15 protein-coding genes are annotated in these 14,075 nt (G+C 62.0%); 8 read left to right on the top strand and 7 right to left on the bottom strand.

The window, feature by feature from the left end; genetic code table 11:
* Positions 1 to 64 precede the first annotated feature (64 nt).
* From ABQM86_RS19815 to ABQM86_RS19800, 4 genes are read right to left on the bottom strand one after another with little or no spacing between them, the layout of a single operon-like run.
* Positions 65 to 826: an ABC transporter permease gene (locus tag ABQM86_RS19815; protein ID WP_280624354.1), complete on the bottom strand. Its 762-nt coding sequence runs from the start codon at positions 824 to 826 to the stop codon at positions 65 to 67.
* Positions 823 to 1,620: an ABC transporter ATP-binding protein gene (locus tag ABQM86_RS19810; RefSeq protein WP_207595315.1), complete on the bottom strand. Its 798-nt coding sequence runs from the start codon at positions 1,618 to 1,620 to the stop codon at positions 823 to 825. Before ABQM86_RS19810 ends, ABQM86_RS19815 begins: the two co-directional genes overlap by 4 nt.
* Positions 1,617 to 1,982: a DUF1048 domain-containing protein gene (locus tag ABQM86_RS19805; protein WP_207595314.1), complete on the bottom strand. Its 366-nt coding sequence runs from the start codon at positions 1,980 to 1,982 to the stop codon at positions 1,617 to 1,619. Before ABQM86_RS19805 ends, ABQM86_RS19810 begins: the two co-directional genes overlap by 4 nt.
* A gap of 1 nt (position 1,983) precedes the next feature.
* Positions 1,984 to 2,313, bottom strand: a complete 330-nt coding sequence (locus ABQM86_RS19800; protein ID WP_089596554.1) for a PadR family transcriptional regulator — start codon at positions 2,311 to 2,313, stop codon at positions 1,984 to 1,986.
* Positions 2,314 to 2,452: 139 nt separating this feature from the next.
* Between ABQM86_RS19800 and ABQM86_RS19795 the strand changes: the two genes are divergently transcribed.
* From ABQM86_RS19795 to ABQM86_RS19780, 4 genes are all read left to right on the top strand, one after another.
* Complete coding sequence (locus tag ABQM86_RS19795; RefSeq protein WP_280628051.1) at positions 2,453 to 2,923, top strand: GNAT family N-acetyltransferase; 471 nt, start codon at positions 2,453 to 2,455, stop codon at positions 2,921 to 2,923.
* Positions 2,924 to 3,029: 106 nt separating this feature from the next.
* The gene (locus ABQM86_RS19790) at positions 3,030 to 4,487 is read left to right on the top strand and encodes a DUF222 domain-containing protein (protein WP_369745373.1); all 1,458 of its coding nucleotides are present in this window, start codon (positions 3,030 to 3,032) and stop codon (positions 4,485 to 4,487) included.
* A gap of 27 nt (positions 4,488 to 4,514) precedes the next feature.
* Positions 4,515 to 4,955 (top strand): MarR family winged helix-turn-helix transcriptional regulator, encoded by a 441-nt coding sequence (locus tag ABQM86_RS19785; RefSeq protein ID WP_369745372.1) that lies wholly within the window; start codon positions 4,515 to 4,517, stop codon positions 4,953 to 4,955.
* Positions 4,956 to 5,002: 47 nt separating this feature from the next.
* Positions 5,003 to 6,241, top strand: a complete 1,239-nt coding sequence (locus tag ABQM86_RS19780) for an MFS transporter (RefSeq protein WP_369745371.1) — start codon at positions 5,003 to 5,005, stop codon at positions 6,239 to 6,241.
* Between the two features lie 73 nt (positions 6,242 to 6,314).
* Here ABQM86_RS19780 and ABQM86_RS19775 read toward each other — a convergent pair whose 3' ends face one another.
* From ABQM86_RS19775 to ABQM86_RS19765, 3 genes are all read right to left on the bottom strand, one after another.
* On the bottom strand, positions 6,315 to 7,784 hold the full coding sequence (locus tag ABQM86_RS19775; RefSeq protein WP_369745370.1) for a sugar porter family MFS transporter: 1,470 nt from the start codon (positions 7,782 to 7,784) through the stop codon (positions 6,315 to 6,317).
* A gap of 332 nt (positions 7,785 to 8,116) precedes the next feature.
* A complete protein-coding gene (locus ABQM86_RS19770) occupies positions 8,117 to 9,487 on the bottom strand; it encodes a formimidoylglutamate deiminase (RefSeq protein WP_369745369.1) in 1,371 nt (456 codons plus the stop codon).
* Positions 9,484 to 10,683, bottom strand: a complete 1,200-nt coding sequence (locus ABQM86_RS19765) for an allantoate amidohydrolase (protein WP_369745368.1) — start codon at positions 10,681 to 10,683, stop codon at positions 9,484 to 9,486. The genes ABQM86_RS19770 and ABQM86_RS19765 overlap by 4 nt, the downstream gene beginning before the upstream one ends.
* Positions 10,684 to 10,871: 188 nt before the next feature.
* On the opposite strand from ABQM86_RS19765, the gene ABQM86_RS19760 reads away from it, so the two are divergent.
* From ABQM86_RS19760 to ABQM86_RS19745, 4 genes are read left to right on the top strand one after another with little or no spacing between them, the layout of a single operon-like run.
* Positions 10,872 to 11,603, top strand: a complete 732-nt coding sequence (locus tag ABQM86_RS19760; RefSeq protein ID WP_207595306.1) for an IclR family transcriptional regulator — start codon at positions 10,872 to 10,874, stop codon at positions 11,601 to 11,603.
* Positions 11,600 to 12,703: an ATP-binding cassette domain-containing protein gene (locus tag ABQM86_RS19755; RefSeq protein WP_337341125.1), complete on the top strand. Its 1,104-nt coding sequence runs from the start codon at positions 11,600 to 11,602 to the stop codon at positions 12,701 to 12,703. Before ABQM86_RS19760 ends, ABQM86_RS19755 begins: the two co-directional genes overlap by 4 nt.
* Positions 12,703 to 13,353, top strand: a complete 651-nt coding sequence (locus ABQM86_RS19750; RefSeq protein WP_014923069.1) for an ABC transporter permease — start codon at positions 12,703 to 12,705, stop codon at positions 13,351 to 13,353. The genes ABQM86_RS19755 and ABQM86_RS19750 overlap by 1 nt, the downstream gene beginning before the upstream one ends.
* Positions 13,314 to 14,066, top strand: coding sequence for an ABC transporter permease (locus tag ABQM86_RS19745; protein ID WP_369745367.1), 753 nt, complete (start codon positions 13,314 to 13,316; stop codon positions 14,064 to 14,066). The genes ABQM86_RS19750 and ABQM86_RS19745 overlap by 40 nt, the downstream gene beginning before the upstream one ends.
* Positions 14,067 to 14,075: the final 9 nt, after the last annotated feature.

Below are 14,075 nucleotides of genomic sequence, written 5' to 3'. Positions count from 1 at the left end.
GCTCCCGCCCTGATGAAGGGGGAGCTTAGGCCTTTGTTGGGCGCTGGTCCTTATGCTGCGGTGACTAGGCGATCTGGCGCTTGTAGGCGGCAGTGGCAAAGGCGTAGGAGACAACCAGGATCCCCAAGCACCATGCGAGGGCTACCCAGATGTCGCCGCCCACCGGACGCTGCGCGAAGAGATCCTGGATGGTGTTCACAATGGAGGTGACCGGTTGGTTCTCTGCGAACCAGCGGACCGGGCCCGGCATGGTCTCCGTCGGGACGAAGGCCGAGCTGATGAATGGCAGGAAGATCAGCGGGTAGGAGAACCCGCCGGCGCCATCCACGGACTTTGCCGAAAGCCCCGCGATAATGGCAATCCATGTCAGTGCCAGGGTGAACAACGCCAGAATTCCCGCGATGGCCAGCCAATCAAGTATGTTGGCTGACGTCCGGAACCCCATGAGGAGCGCCACCAGCACAATGATCACCAGCGAAAGTCCGTTGGCCACCAAGGACGTCAGCACATGTGCCCACAGAACCGAGGAGCGTGCAATCGGCATGGACTGGAACCGCTCAAAGATGCCACTCTGCATATCCGTGAACAACCGGACTGCCGTGTAGGCGATGCCCGAAGCGATGGCGATCAGCATGATGCCGGGCAGTAGGTAGTTCACGTAGTTTTCAGTGCCGGTCTTGATGGCGCCGCCGAAAACGTAGACGAACAGCAGCATGAGCGCGATCGGTGTGATGGCCGTGGTGATGATGGTGTCCACGCTGCGGAAGATGTGCCGCATGGAACGGCCCAGCAGCACGGACGTGTCTGCGAAGAAATGGGTATTCATGACTTGTCCTTTACTGACTCGTTACCAGCCTTTTGGGAGCCGGTGCCGGTGCCAACCAATGTCAGGAAAATGTCCTCCAGGCTCGGTTGTTTCTCGACGTATTCGATCTTGGCCGGCGGCAGGAGTTGCTTCAGCTCGGCCAGCGTGCCGTTGGCGATGATGCGGCCCTCATGAAGGATGGCGATCCGGTCTGCCAGTTGCTCGGCCTCATCGAGGTACTGCGTCGTCAGCAGGACCGTGGTCCCCTGATGGGCGAGGTTCTTGACGATCTGCCACACCTCAAGCCGCGCCTCCGGATCGAGGCCCGTGGTCGGCTCGTCCAGGAAGATCACCTTGGGGTTGCCGATCAGGCTCATGGCGATGTCCAGCCGGCGACGCATGCCGCCTGAGTAGGTTGCTACCTTGCGTGCCCCGGCGTCGGTGAGGCTGAACTGGGCCAACAGCTCGTCCGCGATCTGTGCCGGGTCCTTGAGATGGCGCAGCTTCGCCACCAGGATCAGGTTCTCCTTCCCGGACAGGACCTCATCCACTGCGGCGAACTGTCCGGTCAGACTGATGGACTGCCTCACCTGGAGCGACTCGGTGGCAACATCAAAGCCCTCGACGGCGGCATGCCCGCCATCCGCTGTGAGCAGCGTGGAGAGGATCTTCACCATGGTGGTCTTGCCGGCGCCATTCGAGCCGAGAAGGGCAAAAATGCTGCCCGACGCCACCTCGAAGTCAACGCCACGCAGGACGTGGAGATCCTTGTAGGACTTCTCAATGCCCTCCACCCTGATTGCTGCAGCGGTCATGATTCCGCCTCCTTCGCTGTGTTGATGGCCTTGTTAAGGCGATCGCGTTCCTTGTCGATCCAGCGCTTTCCGCCGTAGGCCTGGGCAAAGCTTTCAGCGAATTCGATGGGGTCTTCGCCCACGATTTCGCTGACGGGCGTGCCGTCGATTGCGGCGCGTTCCCAAAGGTCTGCGAGGTCCGTGAACATCTGAACCATGGTGTCGCCCTCGGTGACGCCGCCGTAGTACATCAAGTACCGGTTGAAGGCGGCGGCCACGGTCAGGTAGGGCTCGGGCAAGGAATCCAACCGCGCCTTGGCTTGCTTGTACTGCTTCTTCTGTTCGAGTGATCCGGTGACCAGTTCGATCCATTTTGCTGCCATGTTAATTTCCTTCCTTGCGGAGCTGTTCAAGCCGTTCGGACAAGAAGCTCCAGGTGTTCCAGAATTCATTCAGTTCTTTTTGGCCCTGGGGGTTGAGCGTGTACACCTTGCGGGGTGGTCCTTTTTCGGAAGGCCGCTTTTCAACGTCCACCAACCCCTTTTGTTCGATCCTGACCAGCAGCGCGTAAACGGTGCCCTCAGCAATCTCGGTGAAGCCCTGCTCCCGGAGCAACGTGGTGATCTCGTATCCATACGCTGCCTTTCCGGTCAGGAGGGCCAGCACAATGCCCTCCAGTGTGCCTTTGAGCATCTCCGTCATCTGCTTGCCCATTGGACACCTCCTTTAGTACTCAGTATTACTAGCTACCACTACATAGTAGAACTAAGTACCGGTACTTAGCAATACTGAGTTCTGGTCTAAATGGCATGCTGGGGTGGTGACTGCAGAATCTGGTACCTCGCCCACGTTGATGACCGCCGACGTCGGGCTTGGTGCCTTCAGCCTTCGACGCGCCACCAAAGCCGACCTGCCGCGGATCCTCGCGCTGCTCGCAGATGATCAGCTGGGTGCCACCCGCGAAGATGCCGCCGATTTAGTGCCCTACCAGAAGGCTTTTGACGCGATCGACGCCGACCCGGCCCACCTCCTGGTGGTGGGCGAGCTCGCGGGCGAAGTGGTGGCCACGTTCCAGCTCAGCTACCTGCCCGGCTTGTCCCGTAAGGGTTCCTGGCGTGCCCAGATCGAGGCGGTTCGGGTGTCCGACGTGCTGCGTGGCCAAGGCGTCGGGGCGCTGATGATCGAGTGGGCACTTGAGCAGGCCCGGGAGCGGGGTTGCTCCCTGGTGCAGCTCACCACCGACAAATCCCGTACGGCAGCGCACCGTTTCTACGAGCGGCTCGGCTTTGTAGCCAGCCATGAGGGCATGAAGCTGACGCTCTGAGGGGGACGCGCGCCTGCGGTAGTTTGCTGGACCCGGGATGCGGTTGTTTTCCACATAGGGAGATTTCGGCCTTATGGCGCCCGTAGCCCGCTGGAAAAGTTGGGCCATGGAGAAGATTCGGGAGCGGCCAGCGATTGATTCGGACGCACATGCCCTGCTGTTGGGGTTTCGCTCTGACGGCTCCGTGCCCAGTGTCTCCGCCCTCACGGGGCTGCTGAAGGCTCTTTGCCTCGGGTCGAGCAGCGGTGAGCTGATTGACCAACTGCGTGGTTTGGAGGATATGAAGTCCGCTATCGCAAGTGTCCAGGCCAGGGCGGCCGTAGCCTTCGACCTCGCGCAGCGCCGCGAGCAAGCGTCGGCCGGCATTCCCATCTCCGAGCAAGGGCAGGACGCAGGGGCGCAGGTTGCGTTGGCTCGTCGCGAATCACCAAGCCGGGGCTCACGTCTCCTTGGGTTGGCGAAAGCGTTGGTGACGGAGATGCCGCGCACCATGGCTGCGTTGGAATCCGGACAGCTCAATGAATGGCGCGCCACTTTGCTCGTGAAAGAGACGGCCTGCCTCTCCTTGGAAGATCGGCGCGCCGTGGACGAGGAACTCGCACCTGACGCAGGCACCTTCGACGGTGTCGGCGACAAAACCCTCATCGCCGCAGCGAAAGCCGCCGCTTATCGGCGCGATCCCCGAACTGTTGCCCAGCGCGCCAGCCAGGCTGCCACGGAGCGGAACGTCAGCCTGCGCCCCGCGCCGGATGCCATGACGTACCTGACCGCCCTGCTTCCGGTCGCCCATGGGGTTGCCGTCTATGCTGCGCTCACCCGGAAAGCAGATTCTGTGCGTTCCGCTGGTGAATTACGGAACAGGGGCCAAGTCATGGCAGATACCCTCGTCGAACGCATTACCGGCAGGCGCGGCGGAATCAGTGGAGTCGACCTCGAGATCATCATGACGGACCGCACGCTTTTGCAGGGGGACAGTGAGCCAGCCCGTCTCAAGGGCTACGGAATCGTCCCGGCGGCATGGGCGAGAGCCTTGGTTGGCGCCGGAACAGCCGCGTCGGACGAGTCCCGTGGGGGGTGCCCGTCTGCAACGGGCGATAGTCCGCCGCCAACGAAGGATCCGGAGTTCACTGTCTGGCTTCGCCGCCTCTACACGGTGCCGTCCACAGGGGAGCTCATCACCATGGACTCCAAGGCGCGGCTCTTTCCCCCTAGGTTGAGGCGTTTCATCGAAGTCCGGGACGATACCTGCCGCACGCCCTATTGCGACGCGCCCATTAGGCATATCGATCACATCGTCCCTTGGCAATCCGGTGGTACTACCACCGTGACCAACAGTGCGGGACTCTGCGAAGCCTGCAACCACACCAAGGAAAACCCTGGCTGGGCGGCGAAGCAGTTGCCTGGCGACGTCCACACGTTGGAAATCAGCACGCCAACAGGCCATAGCTACCGATCAACAGCGCCGCCCCTCCCAGGGCACAGCCGATCAGTGAAGTTGCCGGACTTCGAATCCGGGGCTGGGCGGGAGAATTTGGCTCAAGCAGACCACTGTATTGACTCTTAGGGTACCTAACTATTAGGATACCTAAATATGAGTTCTTTTGATCCCCCGTTACTTGATCTCGCACAGGAATTTCGCGAGTCACTACGACTCGGCGTCTACATGTTCCGCCGCCTCGATCCTGAAGGCGACCTTACCGCCGCGCAGCTCAGCCTGCTGTCCATGATCTCCGACGGTGGCCTCCGAGTGGGCGACGTCGCCAAGAACCTGGGCATCAAGGTCCCCAGCGCCACCGAGCAAATCATCAAGCTTGAGCGAACCGGCCTGGTCACCCGCCAGCAGGATCCGGACGATTCGCGAGCAGTCCAGGTGGTCATAACCGAAGCCGGGGCGTCCGCCGTCGAGTCTGCCAATCAGCGGCGCAACGCCATGGTGGCCGAACTGCTTCAGGACCTCAGCAGTGAGGAAATCGAGCGTCTCGCCTCGGCATTGCCCGTGATCGCCAAGCTCAACAGCTCGTTCCAGAACTAAGAAAATCCAGCACCACCAGAAAACCAGCACCGACAAGGAGCCATTGAATGTCACGCCAGTTGGCTGACGCTTCAGCAAGCGCCGAAACAACCCTCGAAACCACGCTGGAGGCTGAAAAAGCCTCCTTCCTCAAGCAGCCAAAGGCCGTGTGGGCCACCGCGCTCGCCGCCGTTTTTGCCTTCATGGGCATCGGCCTGGTGGACCCCATCCTGCCGGCAATTGCCAAAAACCTTGAGGCGTCCACCAGTGAAGTGTCGCTGCTGTTCACCAGCTACTTCCTGGTGACGGCCATCGCCATGTTGATCAGTGGTTTCGTGTCGTCAAGGATCGGTGGCAAGAAAACGCTGCTGATCGGCCTGGCTATCATCGTGGTGTTCGCATCGTTGTCCGGCTTTTCCGGCAGCGTTGAACAATTGGTCGGGTTCCGTGCCGGCTGGGGTCTCGGTAATGCCCTGTTCGTTGCGACAGCCCTTGCCGTGATCGTCGGTGTGGCCAGCGGTGGAACCGGTACGGCCATCATCCTTTACGAAGCAGCCCTGGGCCTGGGTATCTCGCTCGGCCCACTGTTGGGCGCAGTCCTGGGCGGGTGGCAGTGGCGCGCCCCGTTCTTTGGTACTGCGGTCCTCATGGCGGCAGCCTTCGTGGCACTTCTGGCCCTCCTGCCAAAGACGCCCGCCCCGGCAAAGAAGTCCCGCTTGCGTGACCCGCTACTGGCATTGGGCCACAAAGGACTCCGCACCACAGCAGCCAGTGCGCTCTTCTACAACTACGGGTTCTTCACCATTCTTGCCTTCACACCCTTCATCCTGGGCATGGACGCTTACGGAATTGGGGGAGTGTTCTTCGGATGGGGTGTCGCAGTCGCCGTATTCTCGGTATTCGTTGCTCCCGTTCTGCAGAAGCGCTTTGGCGCCGTGAAGGTCCTGACCGGCACGCTGGCTGTCCTCATGCTTGACCTGATCGGGCTGGGACTTGCTGCGGGGCAGTCGGTGACTACCGTCGTCGTGCTTGTCATCGTGGCGGGTGCCCTGCTGGGCATCAACAATACGGTCTACACGGAACTGGCCATGGGCGTTTCTGATTCGCCACGTCCGGTTGCTTCCGCGGGCTACAACTTTGTGCGCTGGATGGGCGGTGCACTGGCTCCCTTCGCGGCTGCGCAGCTCGGTGAGCACTTCGGAACGCAGGTTCCGTTCTTTGCCGGCGCGCTGGCCATGGTGATCGCGATCGTCATCTCCGTCAGTGGTCGCGGGTACCTGACATCGCACGAGCCACACCTGGTGTAGTGGCCTGCGCTTCAACGAAAATCCCAGACACGGAAAGGCCCGGCGGAATCAATCCGCCGGGCCTTTTGTGCGTCTATTGGGGTTCGTCGGAAGCGACAGGCAACGGCGCCACTGGCGCGCCTTTGGGAACGAACAACGTTTCGGCCTGCTCCAGCGACATGCCGTTCGTCTCAGGGACCTTGAACATTACAAAGAAGAACGACGCCGCAGCGAACGCAGCGTACATGGCGTACGTCAGGGGGAGTGAACCTGCTGCCATGATGGGGAAGCTGAGCGTAATGGCGAAGTTCGCGATCCACTGAGCGGCGGCAGCAAGGCCGAGGGCGCGGGCGCGGATGCGGGATGGGAAGATCTCACCCAACAGCACCCACACGAGCGGACCCCACGAGGCGCCGAAGCTGATCACGAACACGTTGGCGGCAACCAGGGCAACAGGGCCCCAAGCGCCGGGAAGAGTAGTCTCCGAGCCGGAACCGGTTGCCGAAGAGAAGGCCAGCGCCATGACGCCCAAGGAAGCAGCCATGCCGATGGAGCCGGTGAGCAGGATGGGTCGTCGTCCAATGCGGTCCACCAAAGCGATAGCCACGAGGGTCACCAGGATGTTGGTCACGGATGTGGCGACGGAGATCGTGAGGGAGTCCTTTTCCTGGAACCCGACAGCCTTCCACAGCGTAGTGGAGTAGTAGAAGATGACGTTGATGCCGACGAACTGCTGCAGCACGGACAGGATGATGCCGATCCACACGACTGGCAGCAGGCCGAACCTGTTGCCGCGCAGGGAGCCCTTCTTGGTGGACAGCTTTTCCTGCTGGATGGATTCGCGGATCTCGCGGATGTGCCGCTCGATGTCGTCGCCGGGGATCAGCTTGTTGAAGATGGTACGGGCCTGGTCTTCCTTGCCGTTGAGCACCAGGAAGTGAGGGGACTCGGGCAAACGGTAAGCGATCCAGCCGTAGACGGCCGCCGGAAGGGCGCAGGCGATAAACATCCAACGCCACGCCTCGATACCAAACCACAGTGTGCCGCCGGCGCCGCCTGCCGAGTTGGCAAGAACTGCGTCAGAGAGCAGCGCAGCGAAGATGCCTGTGGTGATGGCGAGCTGCTGGAGCGAAGCCAGACGCCCGCGCACGTGGCGGGGCGAAATCTCGGAGATGTAGGCGGGAGCAATGACCGAGGCAAGGCCGATGCCCAGACCGCCGACGAGCCGCCAGAAAATCAGGTCCCATACGCTGAAGGCGAGGCCCGTGCCGACGGCGCTCACCAGGAAGAGCAGGGCGCCGATCTTCATGGCCGGGATGCGTCCGTAGCGGTCGGCGATCTTGCCGGCAAAATAGGCGCCGGCGGCGCACCCCAGCAATGCAACAGCAACGGCGAAGCCGGTTAGTGCCTCGCTCATGACGAACTCGTCCGCCATCGCGTCCACGGCGCCGTTGACCACGGAGGAATCGAAGCCGAAGAGGAAACCGCCCACCGCGCCGGCGACGGCCAGGCCGATCACTTTCCGCGAAACGGGGGGCGCGCCTTCGGTGCTGGAACTGGACATGGGTCTCCCTTGGGGAATGGTGTTGTGGGAGCGAGGTGCGGGACGTCGTCGGCTGTTCCGACGGGGACGCCGGTGCACTCGCGCTACACAGTGTGGCACGTCATATCGCTCCAGTTCCAGTCAAGTGACCGACGTGACATGCATTCAGGTAATTAACGTATGTGCGCCTGTTTGGTGGCTGTGTGTTTGCTGGGCGGCTCCTCCGAGTGCCCTTTGGTCCGAAAAAGGGCGCTATTGGCGGAACTACTTGAACGCAATGCGCGACGACGGGCCGTCCCCTTATGGGGCTAATGACGCCCCGCCGTCGCCACCTTCCGGACGTACCGGCGGCGTTAGGAGAACTCCTTAAGTGCTTCAGTCAGGAGGGCCCCTGGAGCCCCAAGGCGTGTGTGCACCCCGGTCGAGGCGATCAGTTCGCCACCGATGACTACCTGCGTGACATCACTCGCCGTCGCACTGAAAGCCAGTTGCATGGGCCGGGATCCCGCGGTCCGGGTGGAGGCGGGATTGATGACCATGATGTCGCATACCCCACCCACTTGAAGGGCCTGCGGGGCTACGGGGGTGGCCATGGAACGAGTGGCTCCTTCAGTGGCCGCGCCCAGCAGTTCCCCGGGCGAAAACCTTCCGCGCTGCCCGCTGCCCAGCCGTTCCCCATGTTCCAAGGTGCGCATTTCAATCCAGGGGTCGATCACTGCATGCTGACCAGTGCCCAGGGCGATGGTGGCTCCGGCGTCGCAGAGTTCCCGGGCAGGGCCGATCCCATCTGCGAGATCGGCTTCCGTGCTCGGACACATCACCACGGTGGTGGATGCTCCGCCGAGCAAGGCTATGTCTTCCTGGGTCAAGTGCGTGGAATGGACAGCTGAAAGTCTGGAAGACAAGAGGCCGTGGCGTTCCAAGAGTCCGGTCGGAGTGGTGCCATAGGCCGCCATGCATGCGTCATTTTCAGCGGGTTGTTCGCTCAGGTGGATGTGAAGCGGAATGTCCCTGGGCAGATGCTTGGCAACGATCCTCAGGGCCTCTTCCGGCACCGCCCGGACGGAATGCAGGGCAGCGCCGACGCCCACCACGTCGGGCGGAAACTCCTCTGCCATCGCAGTCCGAAGGGAAGCCAGCCGGTCCAGCCAGGCCTGTGCATCCGCGTCCCCGAACCTGGCTTGGTCGGGACTCAGGGGGGTGCCAATTCCGCCCGTCAGATACAGCGTGTCCAGAAGGGTCAGGCGGATCCCGGCAGACACGGCCGCCCGGGCAAGGGCCAGCTCCATGGCATGAGGCTCCGCATAGGGCGTGCCTCCGGGTTGGTGATGAACGTAGTGGAATTCGGCCACGCTGCTGAATCCGCTGACCACCATTTCGGCGAAGACGGCAGTGGCAAGCTTCTGGTACTTCACCGGAGTCAGCTCGGACGCGCTCCGGTACATTTGCTCCCGCCACACCCAGAAATCTCCATGTCCATCATGGGTTCTTCCGCGAAGGATCCTGTGGAAGGCGTGGGAATGCGCATTGGCTGCTGCGGGAAAGGCGACGCCCGCCAGAGTTGTGTCACCGGGCAGGGGCTCAACGCCGGTGTGGATGGCAGAGATGCGGCCATTGCTGGTTTCGACACGTACGCCGGTGGCAACCTCTGGAAGTCTACGGCCGCCGTCGCTGTTGCCGTCGTCGCTTGTGGTGATGGCGGTCTCGCACCAGAAGGCGTTCACAGGAGTCCCTCCAAAACATCAGCGAGCGCGACGGCACCGGCTGAGGCGTCCTCATCGGCCACGTATTCCTCAGGTGAATGCGAAATGCCGCTGGGATTGCGGACAAAAACCATGGCGGAGGGAACGTAGCCGGCCAGCACACCTGCGTCGTGCCCCGCGCCGGTTGCCAGGACGGGTGCGCCTGGCAGTAACTCGGTGATGCGACGGCTTAGGCCGGCGTCAAAGTGCACAGTGTCGCTGTACGACTCTTCCGTCAGGGTTACGGTGCAACCTTCCGCGGCTGCGACATCCTGGGCTGCACGGTAGATTCCCTCGATGAGTTGAGCAGTCACGGCGTCGTCGGGATGACGGGCGTCCAGCCAAAGATCCACGCGCGAAGCAATGACGTTGGTTCCGCCCGGAACCGGCGTCAAGCGGCCTACGGTGGCTCGGGCGTCCGGCTGCCTGGCTGCCGTTTCGCGAATGGCGAGGACGATCTGCGCGGCCGCGACCATCGGGTCGGCGCGGTCCGTCATAAGCGTGGTCCCGGCATGGTTTCCTTGACCGCTGACACTGATTTTCCAGCGACCGTGCCCCAGGATGGAACTCCCTACAGCGATGGCGGGGCCATCCTGCCCCAGCCCCTTTCCCTGTTCGACGTGGAGTTCGACGAAGTCGCCGATGCGCGCCATGGCGTCCGGATCCGGGCCCATGTGACGGGGATCCAAGCCGTTGGCGCTGGCGACGTCGGCAAAGGTGTCACCGTTGACGTCCCGCAGGTTCAGGGCCTTGTCAGTATCTATCGCACCCGTGAGGAGTCGCGATCCCAGGCAGGCAACGCCAAAGCGTGATCCTTCTTCTTCAGGAAAAACGGTGACTGCCAGCGACCTTGGGGGCTGGAACCCCCGGGATTTGAGGATATCGATGGCGGCCAATGCTGAGGCGACGCCGAGAGGTCCGTCGAATGCTCCGCCGCCGGGTACTGAATCGAGGTGGCTTCCAGTGACAAGTGCGCCCTCTTGGGGTTGGCCCCACCAGGCCCACAGTATCCCGTTGCGGTCCGTCTCGACGTCGAGGCCGCGGTGTTGCGCTTGTTCGACGAACCACTGCCTGAGGTCCAGTTCAGGCGTCGTGAAGACGGCCCTTGAGTATCCTCCGCGCACCGCGTCGCGGCCCACATCCTGGATTGAGGACAAGAGTTGATTGACGGTTTCCACGTTTTCCTCCGATTGAAGACTGCCACCAAGTAAAAACCAGATGCCAACCCATGGCAAGGGCTCGCGCGAGTATTTACACCGCGGAAACATGCCCCGCCCTCCTGCGGGGCATTCGGCGTCATGTAACCGGCCCTGTCTCTCATTTTTCAAAAAACTCTTGCCATTTGATGAAAATTGATTTTTACTAAGTGGCAAGACATGGTGATGTAGACCACTTGAAAGCAGGTCAGGCAGTGGCAGCGGATTCTTCCACCCGAACAGTCGAGAGGGCATTGGCCCTCCTCAGTGCAGTCTGCACTGACGGCTCCATCAGCCTGAGTGACGCAGCGCGAGTGGTTGATCTGTCAGCCAGTACCGCGCTCCGCCTCCTCCGAACCCTCGAAGGCAGCGGATTCGTGACGCGGGATCCCGGGGGCAATTTCCGCCCGGGAGCAAGTGTCATTCAGTTGGGAGCGCTGGCTTTGGGGCAGGAGTCCCTGGTGTCGCTCTGCACGCCGCACATGAAGCGGCTTGTGGCTGAAACGGGCGAATCCTGCTACTTGAGCATTCCCGGTGCTGGGGACACCGGAATCTACATCGCCATCGTAGAAGGTACCCGCTCTGTCCGGCACACCAGCTGGGTCGGCAGGAGCATCCCGCTGGAGGGCTCCGCCGCCGGCAAGGTGCTGACCGGCGGGCAGAACGGCCGCGGCTACGCGATTGTGCGGAGCGGCGTTGAAGACGACATCACGGCCGTCGCCGCACCCATTGTGATCGGCGGCCGAACAGTGGCAGCCCTCAGCATCGTGGTGCCCAGCTACCGCTTGGACGAGGCGAAGGCGCAGACATTTGGCGAGGAACTGGTGAAGGTTGCCGACAACATCCTCGTGGAACCCGACGGAAACCATGAAGTGCCCCAGGAAAGCATGGAAAAGAAATGATCAAATTTGAAAATGTCACCAAGGCGTACCCTGACGGTACGGTGGCAGTCGACGGCCTCAACCTGGAGGCTCCCACCGGAAAGTTGACCATTCTTGTTGGCCCTTCCGGATGCGGCAAGACCACTTCCCTGAGGATGATCAACCGCCTCATCGAACCCACCAGCGGCACCATCTACCTCGATGATCAGCCGACTTCCGGCATGGACGCAGCGTTGCTCCGCCGCAGGATCGGTTACGTCATCCAGCACGCCGGACTCTTCCCGCACAAGACCATCGTTGACAATGTGTCCACCATGCCGCTCCTTCTAGGGGAAAGCCGCCAAAAGGCCCGCACCAAGGCGCTCGAATTGATGGAGCGCGTTGGATTGCCCGCCAGCTTCGCCAAGCGTTATCCCTGGCAGCTCTCCGGCGGACAGCAGCAGCGCGTTGGTGTTGCCCGGGCGCTCGCCTCGGACCCTGCGTTCATGCTGATGGATGAGCCCTTCAGCGCAGTTGACCCTGTAGTCCGCGCCCAGCTCCAGGAGGAGTTCCTTCGCCTGCAGCGCGAGATCGGCAAGACCATCATCATGGTCACCCACGACATCGACGAGGCCCTCAAGCTCGGGGATCAGGTTGCCGTCATGCGCGTGGGCGGCAAGCTGGCGCAAATGGCGTCCCCCTCCGAACTGCTGACCGCCCCCGCTGATGAGTTCGTGGCCGACTTCGTAGGCCGTGACCGTGGCTACCGATCGCTCGGATTTACGAAAACAGCAGGCACGGTGACCATTGGCGAGGAAGCTGTAGTTCAGCTCGGTGCTTCCGCGGATGAAGCCCGCGCCAAGGCGCTGGGTGCTTGGGTGTTGGTAGTCGACGGCGACCGGAAGCCTCTCGGTTGGGCTCAGCCGCAGCTTCTCAACGGTGAGGTGAAGCGGGAGAACCTGAATCTCAGCGGGATCCCGGCAGCAGCATCGGGCACCATGCGCCAGCTGCTGGATGCCGCCCTTTCCTCCCCGAGCCGCCGCGGTGTGGTTGTCAACGAGCATGGCGAACTGGTTGGGACCGTTTCTGCAACAGACGTGGTCAAAGCCATCGAGGCCGAGCCCCACCTGGAGACGATCTGATGAACTTCGAGTGGCTGGGCCGCCAGTTCGACAACATCGTTTTCCTGCTCGGCTGGCATGTCCTGCTGGCCGTCACCCCGCTGATCCTGGGGCTTCTCATCGCGCTGCCCCTTGGCTGGTGGGCGCACCGAAGCCGGCGTATCTACCCACTCTTGGTGGGTGTCGCCGGTCTGCTGTACACCGTTCCTTCCCTTGCGCTGTTTGTACTGCTCCCGCTGGTCCTGGGTACCAAAATCCTGGACCCGCTCAACATTGTGGCTGCACTGACCATCTACACTGTGGCACTGCTGGTTCGCGTAGTCGCCGATGCCTTGGATTCCGTTCCTGAAGACACCGTCCAGGCAGCCAAAGCCATGGGCTACCGGGGCTATCAAAGCCTCCTGAAGGTTGAACTTCCCGTCGGTGTCCCGGTGATTTGCGCAGGATTGCGTGTCGCCGCCGTCTCCAACGTCAGTCTCGTCTCCGTGGCTGCGCTGCTGGGCATTCCGCAGCTTGGTTCGCTCTTCACGCAGGGCTTCCAGCTCCGTTTCTACACCCCGATCATCGCCGGCATCGTGCTGTGCGTGGTCCTGGCCATGATCCTGGACGGACTGATCATCCTCATCAACCGGTGGCTGACACCGTGGACCCCCAAGGTGGTGGCATCGTGAACTACTTGTTCGACCCCGCGCACTGGAGCGGCGCAGACGGCATCCCAACGTTGATCGCTGAGCATCTCCTGTACTCGCTTATTGCCTTGGCCATTGCGGCCATCATCGCGGTGCCCTTGGGTATCTACATTGGAGTGACAGGCAAGGGTGTGTTCATGATCGCCGGCCTTGCCAACGCCCTCCGGGCACTTCCAAGTGTGGGTCTGCTGATCCTGTTGGTCCTGCTCATTTCGCCCGCCTTCCCTTCCCGCATGGGCTACGTCCTTCCCAGTCTCATCGTGCTGGTCTTGCTGGCAGTTCCGCCCATCCTGACCAACACCTATGCCGGCGTCCGCGCAGTGGATGCTGCCGCCGTCGACGCCGCAAAGGGCATGGGCTTCCGCACCATGAAAATCCTGACGGATGTCCAGTTGCCGTGTTCCCTTCCGCTGGTTTTGTCCGGTGTCCGCAGCGCGCTGTTGCAGATCATCTCAACGGCAACCATCGCCGCGTACATTTCGCTTGGCGGCCTGGGTCGCCTCCTGATCGACGGCAAGGCCCAGAACGATTACGGCCAAATGGTGGCCGGGGCCGTCCTTGTCGCCCTGCTGGCATTGTTTTTCGACCAGCTTCTCGCTTTCATCACCCGCCGCGTTGTCTCACCCGGATTGACCCGGCGCACCATTAAGTCGGCCGCTGTGGCCGAATCCGTGAAGACCCCCGTCACGGTCTAATCAACACCC

The organism is Paenarthrobacter sp. AMU7, assembly GCF_041200195.1.
Taxonomy (GTDB): domain Bacteria; phylum Actinomycetota; class Actinomycetes; order Actinomycetales; family Micrococcaceae; genus Arthrobacter.
Note: the sequence above shows the minus strand (reverse complement) of the source record. Positions and strands in the feature narration are given on the sequence as shown.